At 36.4% G+C, this 14902-nt stretch carries 18 protein-coding genes and 1 riboswitch; of the genes, 4 read left to right on the top strand and 14 right to left on the bottom strand.

The genetic code is table 11. From position 1 onward, the window contains the following. Both ACESM9_RS10225 and ACESM9_RS10230 read right to left on the bottom strand, forming a co-directional pair. On the bottom strand, positions 1–610 hold a 610-nt coding region (locus ACESM9_RS10225), incomplete at its 3' end, for an ABC transporter ATP-binding protein (protein WP_372997920.1). Between the two features lie 19 nt (positions 611–629). After that, positions 630–1556 (bottom strand): ABC transporter substrate-binding protein, encoded by a 927-nt coding sequence (locus ACESM9_RS10230; RefSeq protein ID WP_372997922.1) that lies wholly within the window; start codon positions 1554–1556, stop codon positions 630–632. A gap of 129 nt (positions 1557–1685) precedes the next feature. Next, a riboswitch (cobalamin riboswitch) is annotated at positions 1686–1860 on the bottom strand. A gap of 213 nt (positions 1861–2073) precedes the next feature. Between ACESM9_RS10230 and ACESM9_RS10235 the strand changes: the two genes are divergently transcribed. Together ACESM9_RS10235 and fba are read left to right on the top strand one after the other, a co-directional pair. Further along, positions 2074–3111, top strand: coding sequence for an HD-GYP domain-containing protein (locus ACESM9_RS10235; RefSeq protein ID WP_372997924.1), 1038 nt, complete (start codon positions 2074–2076; stop codon positions 3109–3111). Positions 3112–3194: 83 nt separating this feature from the next. After that, entirely contained in the window at positions 3195–4124 is a 930-nt protein-coding gene (gene fba, locus ACESM9_RS10240; protein ID WP_372997926.1) for a class II fructose-1,6-bisphosphate aldolase, read from the top strand. A 608-nt stretch (positions 4125–4732) separates the two neighbouring features. On the opposite strand, the gene ACESM9_RS10245 is transcribed toward fba, so the two are convergent. From ACESM9_RS10245 to ACESM9_RS10265, 5 genes are all read right to left on the bottom strand, one after another. Further along, entirely contained in the window at positions 4733–5449 is a 717-nt protein-coding gene (locus ACESM9_RS10245; protein ID WP_372997928.1) for an HAD family hydrolase, read from the bottom strand. Further along, positions 5446–5958 carry a hypothetical protein gene (locus tag ACESM9_RS10250; RefSeq protein WP_372997930.1) on the bottom strand — a complete coding sequence of 171 codons (513 nt, stop codon included), beginning with the start codon at positions 5956–5958 and terminating at the stop codon, positions 5446–5448. Before ACESM9_RS10250 ends, ACESM9_RS10245 begins: the two co-directional genes overlap by 4 nt. Positions 5959–5975: 17 nt before the next feature. Then, positions 5976–6599, bottom strand: a complete 624-nt coding sequence (locus ACESM9_RS10255) for a J domain-containing protein (RefSeq protein ID WP_372997932.1) — start codon at positions 6597–6599, stop codon at positions 5976–5978. Continuing rightward, a complete protein-coding gene (locus tag ACESM9_RS10260) occupies positions 6583–7488 on the bottom strand; it encodes a DUF5685 family protein (protein ID WP_372997934.1) in 906 nt (301 codons plus the stop codon). The genes ACESM9_RS10255 and ACESM9_RS10260 overlap by 17 nt, the downstream gene beginning before the upstream one ends. A gap of 191 nt (positions 7489–7679) precedes the next feature. Continuing rightward, a complete protein-coding gene (locus ACESM9_RS10265) occupies positions 7680–8087 on the bottom strand; it encodes an ATP-binding protein (RefSeq protein WP_372997936.1) in 408 nt (135 codons plus the stop codon). Between the two features lie 393 nt (positions 8088–8480). On the opposite strand from ACESM9_RS10265, the gene nhaC reads away from it, so the two are divergent. Both nhaC and ACESM9_RS10275 read left to right on the top strand, forming a co-directional pair. After that, on the top strand, positions 8481–9917 hold the full coding sequence (gene nhaC / locus ACESM9_RS10270) for a Na+/H+ antiporter NhaC (protein ID WP_372997938.1): 1437 nt from the start codon (positions 8481–8483) through the stop codon (positions 9915–9917). Positions 9918–10020: 103 nt separating this feature from the next. Further along, positions 10021–10464 (top strand): putative ABC transporter permease, encoded by a 444-nt coding sequence (locus ACESM9_RS10275; protein ID WP_372997940.1) that lies wholly within the window; start codon positions 10021–10023, stop codon positions 10462–10464. Between the two features lie 31 nt (positions 10465–10495). Here ACESM9_RS10275 and ACESM9_RS10280 read toward each other — a convergent pair whose 3' ends face one another. The 7 genes from ACESM9_RS10280 to rplU all read right to left on the bottom strand — a co-directional run bounded on the left by ACESM9_RS10280 (position 10496) and on the right by rplU (position 14779). Then, on the bottom strand, positions 10496–11722 hold the full coding sequence (locus tag ACESM9_RS10280) for a fucose isomerase (protein ID WP_372997942.1): 1227 nt from the start codon (positions 11720–11722) through the stop codon (positions 10496–10498). Between the two features lie 147 nt (positions 11723–11869). Beyond that, positions 11870–12163, bottom strand: coding sequence for a ribosome assembly RNA-binding protein YhbY (gene yhbY / locus ACESM9_RS10285; RefSeq protein WP_372997944.1), 294 nt, complete (start codon positions 12161–12163; stop codon positions 11870–11872). 57 nt (positions 12164–12220) lie between these two features. After that, a complete protein-coding gene (locus tag ACESM9_RS10290; RefSeq protein WP_372997946.1) occupies positions 12221–12406 on the bottom strand; it encodes a hypothetical protein in 186 nt (61 codons plus the stop codon). A gap of 24 nt (positions 12407–12430) precedes the next feature. Next, positions 12431–13708: a GTPase ObgE gene (gene obgE / locus ACESM9_RS10295; RefSeq protein WP_372997948.1), complete on the bottom strand. Its 1278-nt coding sequence runs from the start codon at positions 13706–13708 to the stop codon at positions 12431–12433. Between the two features lie 133 nt (positions 13709–13841). Continuing rightward, a complete protein-coding gene (gene rpmA / locus ACESM9_RS10300) occupies positions 13842–14123 on the bottom strand; it encodes a 50S ribosomal protein L27 (protein WP_372997950.1) in 282 nt (93 codons plus the stop codon). A 3-nt stretch (positions 14124–14126) separates the two neighbouring features. Further along, positions 14127–14462, bottom strand: a complete 336-nt coding sequence (locus tag ACESM9_RS10305; RefSeq protein ID WP_372997952.1) for a ribosomal-processing cysteine protease Prp — start codon at positions 14460–14462, stop codon at positions 14127–14129. 5 nt (positions 14463–14467) lie between these two features. Next, the gene (gene rplU / locus ACESM9_RS10310; RefSeq protein ID WP_372997954.1) at positions 14468–14779 is read right to left on the bottom strand and encodes a 50S ribosomal protein L21; all 312 of its coding nucleotides are present in this window, start codon (positions 14777–14779) and stop codon (positions 14468–14470) included. Between the last annotated feature and the right edge of the window lie 123 nt (positions 14780–14902).

The raw sequence follows: 14902 nt of genomic DNA on the forward strand, positions 1-14902 counted from the left end.
CCATATTCAGATCATGGAGCACTGCGATAGAAGTCAATCCTTCCTCCAATGTCATTTTCTTCACTAGATCAAGTATTTCTACCTGATACTGCAAATCCAGGTGGGATATGGGTTCATCCATAAGCAGTACTCTAGGCTGTTGAGCTAAGGCCTGAGCAAGTATTACCCTTTGTTTCTCACCGCCGCTTAACTCACTAAAATGCCTATTGGAAAACTCCAAAGTGTTGGTATACTTCATAGACCTTTCAGCAATTTTAATATCCTCTGCTGTCTCACCTTTCATTCTTTTAACATAAGGGTACCGGCCCATAAGTACCATATCCTTCACCTTATAGTCAAACTCCATAAGAATATTCTGGGGCACCACAGAAACCTTTTTACTGATTTCCTTTTGTGAAAGTTTTCTAATATCATCGTTTCCCAGCATAATTATACCTTTTTGAGGTTTTAGATATCTGGAGAGATTTCTCAAAAAAGTACTTTTCCCTGAACCGTTAGGACCTATGATACTTATGAAACTCCCTGCTTTCATGCTGAGATTTATATCCTTCAATATGCTCTTGCTTCCATAGCTAAAATCTAAGCCTTCTACCCTTACTTCATAATCCATATCCATACCCGCCTATTGCTTAAAATGTATCATTATGCAAAGCCTCGGCCATTTCTCTAATAGCCTCTACTACTCTTGGACCCGGTCTTGAGACAATATTATCATCAGTCATTACATGAATTTTTCCATCCCTGACACATGGGAGTTTGCTAAATAATTCATCCTTCATTATATCTTCTTTTCTCATGCCCTCGTCAGTAGAATGATAAGCAGCAATTAAAATGTCGGGATTCTGTTTCAGCAACTCCTCAAAACTGTACTGGGCCCAGCCCTCTGTCTCTGCTGCTACATTCTGACCTCCGGCTATTTGTATTATTTCATTGATATAGGTTCCTTGGCCTGTTGTAAATAATGGTTCCTTCCATACCAGATAGAATACTTTTGGTTTTTCCTTACCCATAACCTTGATTTCTATTTCCTCTATATCCTTTTTTATATTGTTTATTAACTCTTCCGCCTTCGTTTCTTGACCTACAAACTTGCCTATCATTGCTATGGAATCATATATTGACTCTACACCTGCAGCTTCAGTTGAGGCAACAGGAATGCTCAATCCCTCAAGAGCTGCCATCAAATCTTCTTGCAGGAATCCGCCTGCCAGAACCAAATCAGGATTCATCTTCTTTATCAATTCAATATTGGGATTGTCAAAGTCACCTATCTTGTCGATATCTTTTGCTTCCTCTGGATAGTCACAGTAACTGGTCACTCCCACTAATTTTTCTCCTGCCCCAAGAGCAAAGACGATTTCTGTGTTTGTTGGTGATAAGGATACTATTCTCTCTGGTGTCTTATTCAATACCACCTTTTTCCCTTTTATATCCATTATCTCTATTTTTGCCGTTTCTTTGCTATTGTCACTACTCTCTCCTGTCTGACAAGAAGTCAAAGCTAAAAGTAGCATTAATGTAAGCATTATTATAGTAAGTTTTCTAAGTCTTTTCATTGTAAACACTCCTCCAATATGTTTTAAATAAAAAAGGAATTTATATTTTCCGACATAACAAAATAAAAACCTTTCTCCAGTGAGAAAGGAATATTTCGTAATAATTCACCTCCCCATCGCTCGTAGGCAAGCTAAAACTACAGTTCAGGCAGGTTTCCTGGCTATGGTTCACAGCTGCCTAGGCCTTCCCGATTAAATCAGTGGCATTTCTAGGCCGCTCCCCCTCACAGTGGCGGGACCGCATGGGAATTTCACCCATTTCCCTTTTAACTGCATATACAGCACCTGAACTTTTATATTTTATTTTCCTATATCGTTATTATTTTAGCACAATATTAATCAGTTTACAACAAATCAAATTTAAACCAGTACTCTTACATCTCCTATTTATTGAGAATTAATCTTACTAATGGGTTATAGGTAGAAAGTTTGAAAAATTTGTACTATTTAGTTGAATCTGTTATAATATTGTTAATAAATGTCTAATACATGTAATTATTACAATGGGGGCGAAGGTATGTCAAATGAAATCACTCTAGATATAAGACAATGTAAGCCAGGAATGAAGGTATCAGAAGAAATCATCAATAATTTTGGAGCTATTTTAGTTCACAAATACACCATATTGGATGATTACACCGTAAATAAACTCATGAACTTTGGAATAGAAAAAGTTAAAGTCTATGAAGATTATGAACCAAAAACTAAAAATGATATGGAAGTTAACATAGTATATGAAGAAAAAGTAAATGAGTTCAAAACTATAATAAAGGATATCGGTATTGGCAAGAAATTGGATACCTTAAAAGTGCAAAACATAGTCAGAGAATTAAATGACAGTTTTACTTCCATTAATGAAATAATTACAAATCTTAAAAGCAATAGGGCTATTGATGAATATACATACTCTCATAGTTTAAATGTCTCTCTTCTATGCTCTCTTATCGGTAATTGGTTAGGCTTAAGCCCAGCTCAAAAAAGAACACTATCCTACTGTGGACTTCTCCATGATATAGGCAAATCAAAAATACCTCCTGAAATATTGGATAAACCTGGTCCACTAACACCTAGCGAATATGAAGAAATGAAAAAGCATTCTATATTTGGTTATAAGATACTAGAAGGAAATATTGCAATAAGTAAGGATATTATGATGGCTGTACTTATGCACCACGAAAGAGAAGACGGTAGCGGGTACCCCTTTGGACTAAAGGGTGATAAAATAAGTTTTTATGCTAAGGTCACAGCTATAGCTGATGTCTTCGATGCTATGACTTCAGACAGGGTATACAAGAAACGCCAAACTTGCTTTGATGTTTTTGAGATGTTTGAAAGTGAATATTTAACAAAGTGCGATGCAAATATACTGCTTACTTTTCTCAGCAGAGTTGCAAGCTATTATATTGGAAGCAATGTAAGACTTAGTGACGGCTCCTATGGTGAAATAGTATTTATAAACCAGAAGGCAATATCAAAACCTATTATTAGATTGGAAGATTCGAGAATAGTAGATTTAAGCATGGAAAAAGAACTGCAAATTGAAGAGGTTCTCTAATAAAGATATAAGTATGTATAACTAAATATTAGAATATCTGATATAATAGTATTGTTAATGTATTAAAATGAGGAGGTAATGAAATGCCTTTAGTTACTTCAAAAGATATGTTTAAAAAAGCTTACGACGGCCAATATGCCGTAGGAGCATTTAATGTAAACAACATGGAGATAATCCAGGGCATTGTTGAAGCAGCCAAGGAGGAACAGGCTCCACTAATACTTCAAGTGTCAGCAGGTGCCAGAAAATATGCAAAGCATATTTATCTTATGAAATTGGTTGAAGCTGCAGTAGAGGACAGCGGCCTTTCTATTTGTCTACATTTGGATCATGGTGAGGATTTCGAAATATGTAAAGCTTGCGTAGATGGTGGTTTTACATCAGTTATGATCGATGGTTCCAAGTATCCCTTCGAGGAGAACATTGCCATAACCAAAAAGGTAGTAGAATATGCTCATGATAAAGGTGTTGTAGTAGAAGCTGAACTTGGAAGGCTTGCAGGCATTGAAGATGCTGTAAACGTGAGTGATAGAGATGCTACCTTCACAGATCCAGACCAAGCAGTAGAATTTGTAGAAAGAACCGGTGTCGATTCCCTTGCCATTGCCATAGGAACCAGTCATGGAGCATATAAGTTCAAGGGTGAACCAATGCTTGATTTTGAAAGGCTGGAAAAGATAAGCAAGCTTCTTCCTGGATTCCCGTTAGTACTTCATGGTGCATCCACTGTGCTTCCAGAGTTCGTAGATCTATGCAATACATATGGTGGAGATGTTAAGGGAGCCAAAGGTGTTCCCGAAGATATGCTTTTGAGAGCAGGAAAGCTCGGAGTCTGCAAGATCAATATCGATACCGACCTTAGACTTGCAATGACCGCTTCCATAAGAAAACATTTGTACGAAAACCCAAGCGATTTTGATCCTCGCAAGTATTTGAAACCTGCAAGAGAAGCCATAAAGGATATGGTTAAGCATAAGATGAGGAATGTGTTAAATTGCAGCGGTAAAGCGTAATTGTGCGTAGCCTAGGGGATTCCTCTTGGGACTGGCCTCTGGTCGCTAGTCGCCAGTCACTGGTATTAGGGTATTCCTCTAGGGTGTTTAATGGTACTGCTTCGATACTGTATTAAACTAGAATAAGCATATGTGCAGTTCACATGAGTATTGATTTTGGTAACTCTAAAGCTCATATCCTAAGAAAAATCTAACGCCTCCCAAAGGGCCTCCATGCCCTGGAAGGCTTGGGCAGCATCCGTGCTGCCCATACGATTTTTCTAAGGACATTTCGCTAAGAGTTACAAGCAAAATCAATAAATATGTTCACTTGCACATATGCTTATTCTTTAGTTACTGCAGCTTTCTTCTATACAGTGAAATCTAGGTGATATATAATAGAGCATTTTTGTTAACTTTGCTAATGACTCTTTGCGAAATCTAAAATAGAGAATTCGTAAGCACGGCATGGAGGCCGTGCTAGGCGCAACTGGCGAAGCATAGGGCATGGATGCCCGTTTTGCGCCGTTAGAATTCTCTTTTAGATGAGCATTAGAGTCACCAAAGTTAATAACCCATGCGATATTATATATCCCTAAGATTGGCTTGTGCTGCTACACTAGCAAATCTCATACAATGCTAGGCAATGTAGCTACAAACTCCAGGAATCCTGCGCTGTCTGAGGTGTAATCAGGAGCATAGGGGCTTTCTCTCTCTATTATGCAATCTGTAATCAGGTATGTGGTTATACCAAGCATCTTTGCTATCATATCTTCCAGCATATCATTGCCTACCATGAGACAATTCTCCGGTTTCTTATTATTTAGCTTCAGAATATCTTCATAAAACTTTGGATTAGGCTTGCAAAATCTGCATATCTCGAAATTAGTTACATAGCTGAAATCATCCAAATTCAATCCTGCCCATTGAATCCTTTTATCTATAGCAAGCTTTGGGAATAATGGATTTGTGGCTATTATTACATCATACCCTTTAGATTTTAGTATATTTACTGCTTTTATCATGTTCTCCATTCTGTATGTGGCATCCTTTACCAGGTCAAACTCTTTTTCGTAGAATTCATTGAATCCAGCAATATACAAATCTCTATGCTCTTCCCTTATGAGCTGATTAAATTTCTCAAAAAAGATATCTTGATTCAATCTGACGCCGTCTGAGTTCTTAATCATATAAATAGTAGATTCCCATATATTATTATATAGTTCTTTTGGAGAGCAATATTTCTCAAACTTAGTGCCCAGAAGTGAAAAATATTTATTTTCAAATTCCTTATAATCCATTCCCAATAAGGTTCCATCTAAATCAAACAATACTGTATCTATCATGATAAATCTTTCCTCCATTTAATTCTAACCCTATCACAGTAATAAAAAATTACCCTTGTAAAAATATAATCATAAAGCAAATAGGCAGGCTGTATGCCTATAATTATCCATCCAATAGGTAGTGCAGTAGCTATATTTAATGCAAAAAGCTTGGTACATATAACATAAGCCAAAACTATTGCTATATTGAAAAAAGCTAGCTTCAGCGGTATCTGGATAATTAATCTTCTTGTCTTTTCAATATAAAACTTAATTATGGGATAAAGTCCGAATATCAAAATGTAAGGAATTGTATTCACAACATTTCCTAACATAATAAAAGATAGCATAGATGTGGCACCATAGAGCATCCAGGCCTGTCTTACTCCCATCTCAACCAATACCAGACCAGGTATTATTCCGGTTAAGAAGTACATAGTAAGCTTCATGGAAGGTAAATAAAAGGCGAAGTACAGGAATATCAAACTTACAGCGGTTAGAATTCCTCCCAAAGCAGCCTTTCTTCCCAATATTTACACCCCCCTTGCTAGATGCAGTTTATCAAATCCCCACCCATACACTCGCAACAACAATCAGAACAAATAAGACACTGACACATGGTGCACAGATCCGGTCCTCCTGCACTATATCTTCTATCATATCCATAAGCTTGATATCTGTTATTGGCATAGGCAATTCGATTCAATGCATCTCTATACTCCATGTTTGATGGATCCATATTTACAGCAGTATTTATGCTGTTAACCGCTTCATTATACCAACCTTTTCTCATAAATATTAAGCCTCTTAAGTAATGCCATTCTGCATCCTTCATAGTTACTCTATTGAGCAAAGTTTCTGCAGCTTGGATATTGCCATTCATAATATTCATTCTTATCTGCGAATATAAGCTGGTATCGTTTCCATAGCCACTGTTGCTGCCATAGGAACTGCTTTGATTCCTATACTGAGAACCACTTTTTTCATATTGCTTCATCAAATAATCATAAGCTTGATTGATTTCTTTTAATTTCTCTTCTGCCAGCTCAGAAAGGGGATTATTCCTGTATTGATCAGGATGATATTTCTTAACCAATTCTTTATATGCTCGTTTTATTTCATCTACTGAGGCCCCTTCTCTGATGCCTAATACCTCATAGGGATTTCTCATCCTTATTGCAGCTCCTTCCTTCTAATACACTTTTTGTTTTTTTGTCCATTCCTAAGTATAGTATATTTTCTATTATGCTTTTGTTGTTCATATCAAGCAGTTCAAAGGCTGATGCAGCCTGTGCCAATGTATGAATCAAATTAAATCTTACTTCATCTCTTATTCTATTTTTAAACTCATTAACCTCTTCATCCTTATACATATATTGAAGCAAAAGAGGATTATAGCTATTCTTTTCTATATCCTTTTCAATATCATCAAAAGCATCTATTATATATATCCACTTTCCTATGTTATAACCCAACCACTCTACGGCTTCTTTTTTCTTATCATTATCCCAATTACAGCCTATGCTTATAATGCCTTTTATTAATTCTCCAAAAGGATCTGCAGCTATATCCATAGAACTGCATCTCTGGCTTTCCAAAGCATGAAGCTTTTCGAGGGATTTTTTTATGTGACTCTCCGCTTCTTTACTGCAATTCAATGCTCTTTTATATCCAGGGCTTATTACTATCTGCCCCAACTTTGCCAGGTAACTTTTTTCATCAGTCCAATCATCCTTAAATTTGTAATAGGTCAGGATAATATTTATATCTGCGGAAAAATCCACACTGTTACTGTTCTTAACAACCCATTTCCTTTTTAGTGGATTAGCAATACAGGGCTCTTTTTTAAGACTGACAGATTCTTTATTAATAGAAGAGAGAAGCATACCTAAAAAAACTGAATCATAATTGAGAGCAAATCTGCATAGTGGTCCAAAGCTCTTGCCCATTGATTTACATACTCCACAATAATATGCTCTGAATAATTCATATTCTTTTATTTTCATCTCGCCCTTATCAGGCAATATATATCCAAACATAAATAACCCTATCTTTTTCATAAATAATATTATATTGATATTATTCTGTTTCTTATGTAAACTCTTTACAAAACTCAAAGTCCTTCATAATTATAACATAGCTTAAGCCACTTTTCAGCAAAAAACAAATACAGACCAATAGCCATACTATAGCAAGTATGGTTATCAGTCTGTTTTTTTCAAATTCAATATATGGAGAGCTTATCTAGTTATTATAAGTAAGCTTTCAGAAACTCTGGAACATTGTCGGGATTTCGACTCATGCTCACAATGAAGTCAACTTCAAATTCCTTATTGAGTTTCTCCAAATTTTCAACGAACCCTTTCAGGCATTCATCTTGTGCATTTGAAATAACCCTCATTCCGTCAATAAAGATGGTTTCGATATCAAAGTTTTGGGAAATAACTCCGCACAAAAAACCATAAAAAGCCTTCAAATTCTCAATCTGAAATTCTCCAGCATTGATGAATCGAAGACTTCTATCCAAATCGTAAATATGATTATTGTCTCTGTCGATGTACACAACGTGACCTTTAGAAGCTTTTGAAACTTCATTTGCCATATCAATCATCAGCTTAGTCTTACCGGTGCCTTTCTCACCTACAATGAACCTAACCATTTTAATTACCCCCTAACATATTTTTTTTAGAGATTAATTAGAGCATACTATATTCTCAAGATTATTTCAATTGATTTTTTCATAGAAATCAAAATATTACAATGTTCAATGTATAATATCTGGTATATGCTCAAATTATTATATATATGTAAATTTCTTGTCATAAATAGAGAAATGTGAGGTATAATCCATCATGTCTCATTTTTCAGATTAATTTCACTATTTACATTATTCCTATCTTTTGAGATAATAAAATCAAAGTATATTTTCTATCATTGATAAACTACAGATGTAATATATTTTTGACAACTTTATTTATATGTCCTATTATATTTCATCTGTGGTACCAAAGATAGAAATTATTATCATTTCATTAAGAAAGGAGTTATGAAGATGACCAACAAAACAAGGCAGCGTAGAGAAGCTACAGTACTGGATGCCTTAATCCCCATTATACTCACCATAGGAATATTAATGTACACCATATTAGTTGAAGGAGGAGATGTCCATATCCCTCTAGTCTTAGGCTCAATTATTGTTACATTAATAGCTGTCTACAGACTAGGCTTTACTTGGGGAGAGATTGAAGAAGGCTTTATAAACACTATCATGGGTACTATGCAAGCAATATTAATTCTCGCAATCATAGGTATGATCATCGGAACATGGATTCTAGGCGGTATAGTTCCTACTCTAATTTACTACGGTTTGCAGGTATTATCACCATCCTTCTTCCTTATCGCTTCAATGATACTCTGCAGTATAGTATCTCTTGCAACAGGTAGTTCCTGGACAACAGCAGGTACAGTTGGTATAGCCCTTATGGGTGTTGCAGCAGGTCTTGGAGTTCCTGGACCAATGGCAGCCGGTGCAATAATTTCCGGTGCATATTTTGGTGATAAGTTATCACCTCTATCTGATACTACAAATCTTGCACCAGCCATGGCTGGAGCAAATCTTTTCGATCACATTAAACATATGTTCTTTACTACAGGTACTAGTTACGTCATAGCTCTTATCGCATTCGGTATTATGGGAGCAGGATTTGCTGGTAAAGAACTCGATGTTCCAGCTATCAACGAACTTCTAAATATCATGAGCTCAAACTTTAATATCAGTCCTATACTGCTAATCGTTCCAGTAATAGTTATAGTTTTAGTTGCTATGAAGACACCAGCTATACCAGGCTTGATGATAGGTACTGTCCTTGGTGGACTTGCTGCTTTACTATTTCAAGGTGCTTCTGTTGGAGCAGTGTTGGATGCAATGCAATACGGTGTAGTTTCTGAGACAGGAAACCAGTTACTTGATGACCTGCTAACCCGTGGTGGTTTGCAGAGCATGATGTGGACCATATCCTTGATACTTTGCGCTTTAACATTCGGTGGAATGCTTGAAAAAACAGGCATGCTTGATGTTTTAGCTAAGAGAATACTTGGCTTTGCAAAGAGCACAGGTTCTTTGGTAACAGTTACAATAATTTCTTCAATATTTGTTAATGGTTTGGCTGGAGATCAGTATCTTGCAATAGTTCTTCCTGGTAAAATGTACAAAGATGAATTCCATAAGAGAGGATTAGCACCAAGAAACCTTTCAAGATGCTTGGAAGATGCAGGTACTATGACATCCTCATTATTCCCATGGAATACATGCGGTGCAGCAATGTCAGGTTATTTGGGAATTCCTACAATTGAGTATATTCCATATGCTATACTAAACTGGATAAGCCCAATAGTATCAATCGTATTCGGCTATACAGGTATAACTATGATGAAGCTTGAAGATGATCCATCTGCACCAGAATACAAGGGAAAAGCAGCTAGCGCATAATTCAATAGATTAGAAAGCCTCGTTGATAAATCAACGGGGCTTTTTGCATCTTCTAGCAAATATATACAAACATATAAGTCATTGCAGTGTACATACTAATACTATGAGAGATAAATTTTATAGGTTTATGGCTTACGGTTTGATAGGTTGGTGTCTGGAAATCTTATGGACCGGCCTAGGTTCCCTGATTCACGGTAATTTCATGCTCTATAGCTTCACCTATATGTGGATGTTTTTTATCTACGGTATGGGAATGTTTCTTGAACCAATTCACAATAGAATCAGGAATTGGAATACATATCTGAGAGGAGGTATCTGGGTTATAATCATATTTACCATAGAATATATTTGTGGCTGGGCCTTGGAAAGCATACTAGGCCACTGTCCATGGGACTATGGTAATGGAGTACTGTCTATAAACGGCTACATAAGATTGGATTTTGCTGTAGCATGGTTTTTTACTGGTTTACTCTACGAGAAAGTACACGACTTCCTCATAATGCTTCAAAGCATGTCCAATAATAATTACATGTCAAAAAAAGAATAAAATAGCATGAGCAGGCCAATAGCCTCTCATGCTATTTTATTCTAATACAATTCATGGTATCCATAAATTCTTGAATAATTTCTGTGTGATCCCCTGGAATTATTATATGATGATTAGCAATAGGATTCTTAAAGAAATAATCTATGCTCTCATGAAGTTTAATTCTTAACTGAGTCCTGCACATATTTGAATTATTCAAGTTCTCCAATATTTCTCCCCTTGACAGGAAGTATTTGTCTAAGCCCGATCCACCACATTTTATTACGGTAACAGGTCCTTTCTTAATTTGTCCTTGAATTCCAACGCTTTTTAGAGATTCGAAATGATTCCTTATAATGTATTTTTCTGTTATGGATGTGGCTATAGTGCAGTGAGCAAAAACCACTTCATTGGTTTCATGATCAATCAGCGATGGATTTGACATAAATGGAGTTTCACCTGTTATAAGTTTGGCAAGATACATGGAAAATACTGACTGGCTATCTCCCTCACATCCAGCTATGATCCCTTCGTCATTTAGCAAAGATAAAGCAAGACAACCTGATATATTATGTTTTTCTAATACATCAAAACACTTCAATGTCAGAGCATCCAGTCTATTTTTTTTGCATAATCCCTTTACAGCTAAATATATTTTTGAAGCATCTATGACCTCTTCCCTTGTGGGTTCTTCTATGCCTGCCGAACTGTTAATAAACTTATCAGCTATTCTCACTGATTCATCATAAGATACAGTTTTCAGCATATCTGATACTTCAGACAGCTCGATATTCCTATAGTTTATACCCCACTTCTTTTTTACCTCAGCATAGTTTACATCGCTTGAAATAAGCCACGAAGATGGAAAACCTATAATACCTATATTAGACTTTCTTATTATGTCGTAAACACTGGCAATATGACTTAAGGTTTCAATCCTTTTCTTAAGGTATTCGGGCTTACCGTGAAGTATTTGAGATATACCACCTACACTCTTTATCCAGGACTGTATCTCCAAGGAAGCACCTAAAGAATTATGGAGTCCATCTGTGAGCAATAGTATAGGCTGAGGAAGCTCATCATAGATGTTTCTAAACATCTCTTCCGTTCCTCCTGAAGCTACAAATATTAAAGGAATATTCACATATTTTGCCTCAGCAGGTGTAATAAACCGGACTGAGAAATACCGCCTCAAGTTGCTTATCAGCTCATAATGAGAGTTTTCTATTGAAGTAAGATCATGCAAGGCTGATACTATGGTAATTAAACCCAATTCCATGTTAATCCCCCTTTACATTCTTCAGTAATCTTTAATGCTTATTGAACATTAAGCAAAGATAATATTATGGGAAGCACCATTGCAATAATAATCAATATACTGAGTACCATTGCAATACTCTTTTTCATATCCTCACCCTAACCTTTCCTACTTAGGCAGTTGTATATGTGGTTTCTCTTTGGATTCCCTATATAATACAAACTTGTTGCCTATGACCTGTACCACATCTGCCCCAATGGCAGAAGCCAATTCTTCACCTGCTTCTCTGGCATCAAGAGGGCAATTGTCTAATATCTTGATCTTTATCAGTTCCCTTGATTCCAAGCAGGCATCAATTTCTTTTTCAATTGATGATGTTATCCCTGCCTTACCTATTTGAAATACATCCTCCAGACTGTTCGCCAATCCTCTTAAAAAGGCTCTTTGTTTACTACTTAACATAGTTCCTCCTATTTTAACATATTTTAAAAGCAGACTTTCGTCTGCTATAATGCTGCTTTATATTTCTATTTCTTTTCTGGTTTTTCTTCGATGAGTCTCGTAATTAGGCTCTCCTTTCTTCCACCCACTTCTGCTCTTTTCCGCATTCTGTACATAGTTCTCATTAATTACTATTTGATTCTTTGCTATACAGAAATATGTTGAAGTATTCTGTTTACAATTTTCACATTGTATGCAGTCCATGATTTTAAATTGACCTCCACCTTGTTAATCATAATACTCAAACTCAAGACTACCCATTTTTACGGTATCACCATCATTTACACCCATACTTTTCAACTCATCGATAATACCTCTCTTTCTAATAACACGTTGAAAGTATTTGACAGAGTCGCTGTCATCCATATTGACAGATGCTAAAAGTCTTTCAACTAAAGGTCCTTCAACAACATATACTTCATTTTCCCTTCTTATTGTGAAATCCTTTTCATCTTCATATTTATGATACAACAAATCCTTGTCTACTTCAACAATTTCTTCTTCATCTTCCATAGTTTCTAAAATATTATATACTCTATCCAACATAGGCTTAATGCCCATCTTAGTTGCTCCAGAGATTGGAAAAATATCATAGCCTTCTCCTGATAAGAAAAGCCTCACTCTCTCGAAATTTTCTTCTGAACCAGGTATATCCATCTTATTACATGCTATGACTTGAGGTTTAGAAGCAAGCTTTTCACTGTATAGCTTTAATTCATCATTAATCTTTCTGAAGTCTTCAACTGGATCTCTTCCCTCTATTCCTGAAACATCAAGCACATGTATTATTACCTTTGTTCTTTCAACATGCCTTAAGAAATCATGACCCAGCCCTACACCTTGGTGGGCCCCTTCAATAAGTCCAGGAATATCTGCCATCACAAAGCTTCTGCTAGAATCCAACTCTACAACACCCAGATTGGGTGATAGGGTAGTAAAATGATAATTTGCTATTTTAGGTCTTGCTGCTGTTACAACAGATAGAAGAGTAGATTTACCTACATTGGGGAATCCTACTAAACCTACATCAGCTATAAGCTTTAATTCTAGCTCAATCCATATTTCTTCCCCTTTTTCGCCTGGTTGAGCAAATCTCGGAGCCTGCCTGGTGGATGTGGCAAAATGAGCATTGCCCTTGCCTCCTTTTCCTCCTCTGGCGATTATTAACTCCTGCCCATCATGCCTTAAGTCTCCTAAAGCTCTCTTAGTCTCTTCATCATATATTATTGTTCCCACAGGCACTTTAATGTATAAATTCTCTCCGCTTTTTCCATAGCGATTATTTGCTCCGCCCATCTCCCCATTTTCTGCTATATGTTTTCTTTTATATCGGAAGTCCATTAGAGTTCTCATACTTTCGTCTGCAACGAGTATTACACTTCCTCCGTTTCCCCCATCGCCGCCGTCAGGACCTCCGTTTGGTACATATTTTTCTCTTCTGAAGGATACTCTGCCGTCTCCTCCGTCACCAGCTTTTATATATATCTTTGCTTTATCTATGAACATATTTTTCACCTCTTTTTCATTGGCTATTTCAACACTATTATAGACATATGTATTAGTTTTATCCTATCGGAACTATTTATAACAAAAAAGGTACAGCTTTGCTGCACCTACAAATATCTGACTGATTAAGCAACTAAGCTACAGGATAAACGCTTACCTGTTTCTTATCCTTGCCCTTTCTCTCAAATTTTACAACACCTTCTATCATAGCAAACAATGTGTCATCTTTACCTTTTCCAACATTGTTACCAGGATGAATCTTGGTGCCTCTTTGTCTTACTATAATACAACCAGCATTTACTGCCTGACCATCAGCTCTTTTCACACCCAATCTCTTGGCTTGGCTGTCACGACCGTTTCTTGAACTACCTACTCCTTTTTTATGAGCAAACAATTGAAGATTTATGTTAAACATAAATTACACCTCCCTTTTAACTACTATCCTTACATAAGGTGAGTAATTCTCCGATATATTTTCTAGACCCATAACCATGGTGTCCAATATTGCCCAGGCTTTAAGTCTTGCATCTCTATCCTCTATAACAGGTATAGTAAAGCTTAAAAAGCCTTCATTGACACAGTATTCTATATCTAATTTAGCGACATTCATAAGGCCTAATAGAGCTGTTTGGGTTAAAGCGGACACGGCACTGCATACAATATCACTGCCATATTCACTATAATCAGCATGTCCAGTAACCTTTAGCTCTCTTACCTTATCATCTGCCGACATTAAAATATTTACTGTAATCATATGGGTTAAGCATTAATTTTATCAATTTGAACTTTTGTATATGGCTGTCTGTGTCCCTGTTTTCTTCTGTAATCCTTTTTCGGTTTGTACTTGAAAACGATTATTTTTCTTGCTTTTCCGTTTTTAAGTACAGTAGCTTCAACACTAGCTCCATCAATAACAGGAGTTCCTGTTTTGATTTCGCCGTCTCCGCCTACTAAAAGAACCTCGTCAAATTTAACTTTGTCTCCCTCAGCATAAGGAAGCTTTTCTACAAAGATTACATCACCTTCAGTGACTCTGTACTGTTTTCCACCTGTTTTAATTATTGCATACATTAGGCATTGCACCTCCTTCAAAATAAGTCTCGCCGGACTCAAGGTAATATTTTTAAACCCGACCCGAGCGGATATGCCTACACCGTAATATTTTATCATAGGGGTTTTTCTTTGTCAAACAAA

Source organism: Lutispora sp. (assembly GCF_041687175.1).
GTDB lineage: Bacteria > Bacillota > Clostridia > Lutisporales > Lutisporaceae > Lutispora.

Excerpts from the sequence above, each read along its gene's own strand:
- ACESM9_RS10230 (WP_372997922.1), bottom strand. The coding sequence starts at position 1,556 with ATGAAAAGACTTAGAAAACTTACTATAATAATGCTTACATTAATGCTA.
- ACESM9_RS10235 (WP_372997924.1), top strand. The coding sequence starts at position 2,074 with ATGTCAAATGAAATCACTCTAGATATAAGACAATGTAAGCCAGGAATG.
- fba (WP_372997926.1), top strand. The coding sequence starts at position 3,195 with ATGCCTTTAGTTACTTCAAAAGATATGTTTAAAAAAGCTTACGACGGC.
- ACESM9_RS10245 (WP_372997928.1), bottom strand. The coding sequence starts at position 5,449 with ATGATAGATACAGTATTGTTTGATTTAGATGGAACCTTATTGGGAATG.
- ACESM9_RS10255 (WP_372997932.1), bottom strand. The coding sequence starts at position 6,599 with ATGAGAAATCCCTATGAGGTATTAGGCATCAGAGAAGGGGCCTCAGTA.
- ACESM9_RS10260 (WP_372997934.1), bottom strand. The coding sequence starts at position 7,488 with ATGAAAAAGATAGGGTTATTTATGTTTGGATATATATTGCCTGATAAG.
- ACESM9_RS10265 (WP_372997936.1), bottom strand. The coding sequence starts at position 8,087 with ATGGTTAGGTTCATTGTAGGTGAGAAAGGCACCGGTAAGACTAAGCTG.
- nhaC (WP_372997938.1), top strand. The coding sequence starts at position 8,481 with ATGACCAACAAAACAAGGCAGCGTAGAGAAGCTACAGTACTGGATGCC.
- ACESM9_RS10275 (WP_372997940.1), top strand. The coding sequence starts at position 10,021 with ATGAGAGATAAATTTTATAGGTTTATGGCTTACGGTTTGATAGGTTGG.
- ACESM9_RS10280 (WP_372997942.1), bottom strand. The coding sequence starts at position 11,722 with ATGGAATTGGGTTTAATTACCATAGTATCAGCCTTGCATGATCTTACT.
- yhbY (WP_372997944.1), bottom strand. The coding sequence starts at position 12,163 with ATGTTAAGTAGTAAACAAAGAGCCTTTTTAAGAGGATTGGCGAACAGT.
- ACESM9_RS10290 (WP_372997946.1), bottom strand. The coding sequence starts at position 12,406 with ATGGACTGCATACAATGTGAAAATTGTAAACAGAATACTTCAACATAT.
- obgE (WP_372997948.1), bottom strand. The coding sequence starts at position 13,708 with ATGTTCATAGATAAAGCAAAGATATATATAAAAGCTGGTGACGGAGGA.
- rpmA (WP_372997950.1), bottom strand. The coding sequence starts at position 14,123 with ATGTTTAACATAAATCTTCAATTGTTTGCTCATAAAAAAGGAGTAGGT.
- ACESM9_RS10305 (WP_372997952.1), bottom strand. The coding sequence starts at position 14,462 with ATGATTACAGTAAATATTTTAATGTCGGCAGATGATAAGGTAAGAGAG.
- rplU (WP_372997954.1), bottom strand. The coding sequence starts at position 14,779 with ATGTATGCAATAATTAAAACAGGTGGAAAACAGTACAGAGTCACTGAA.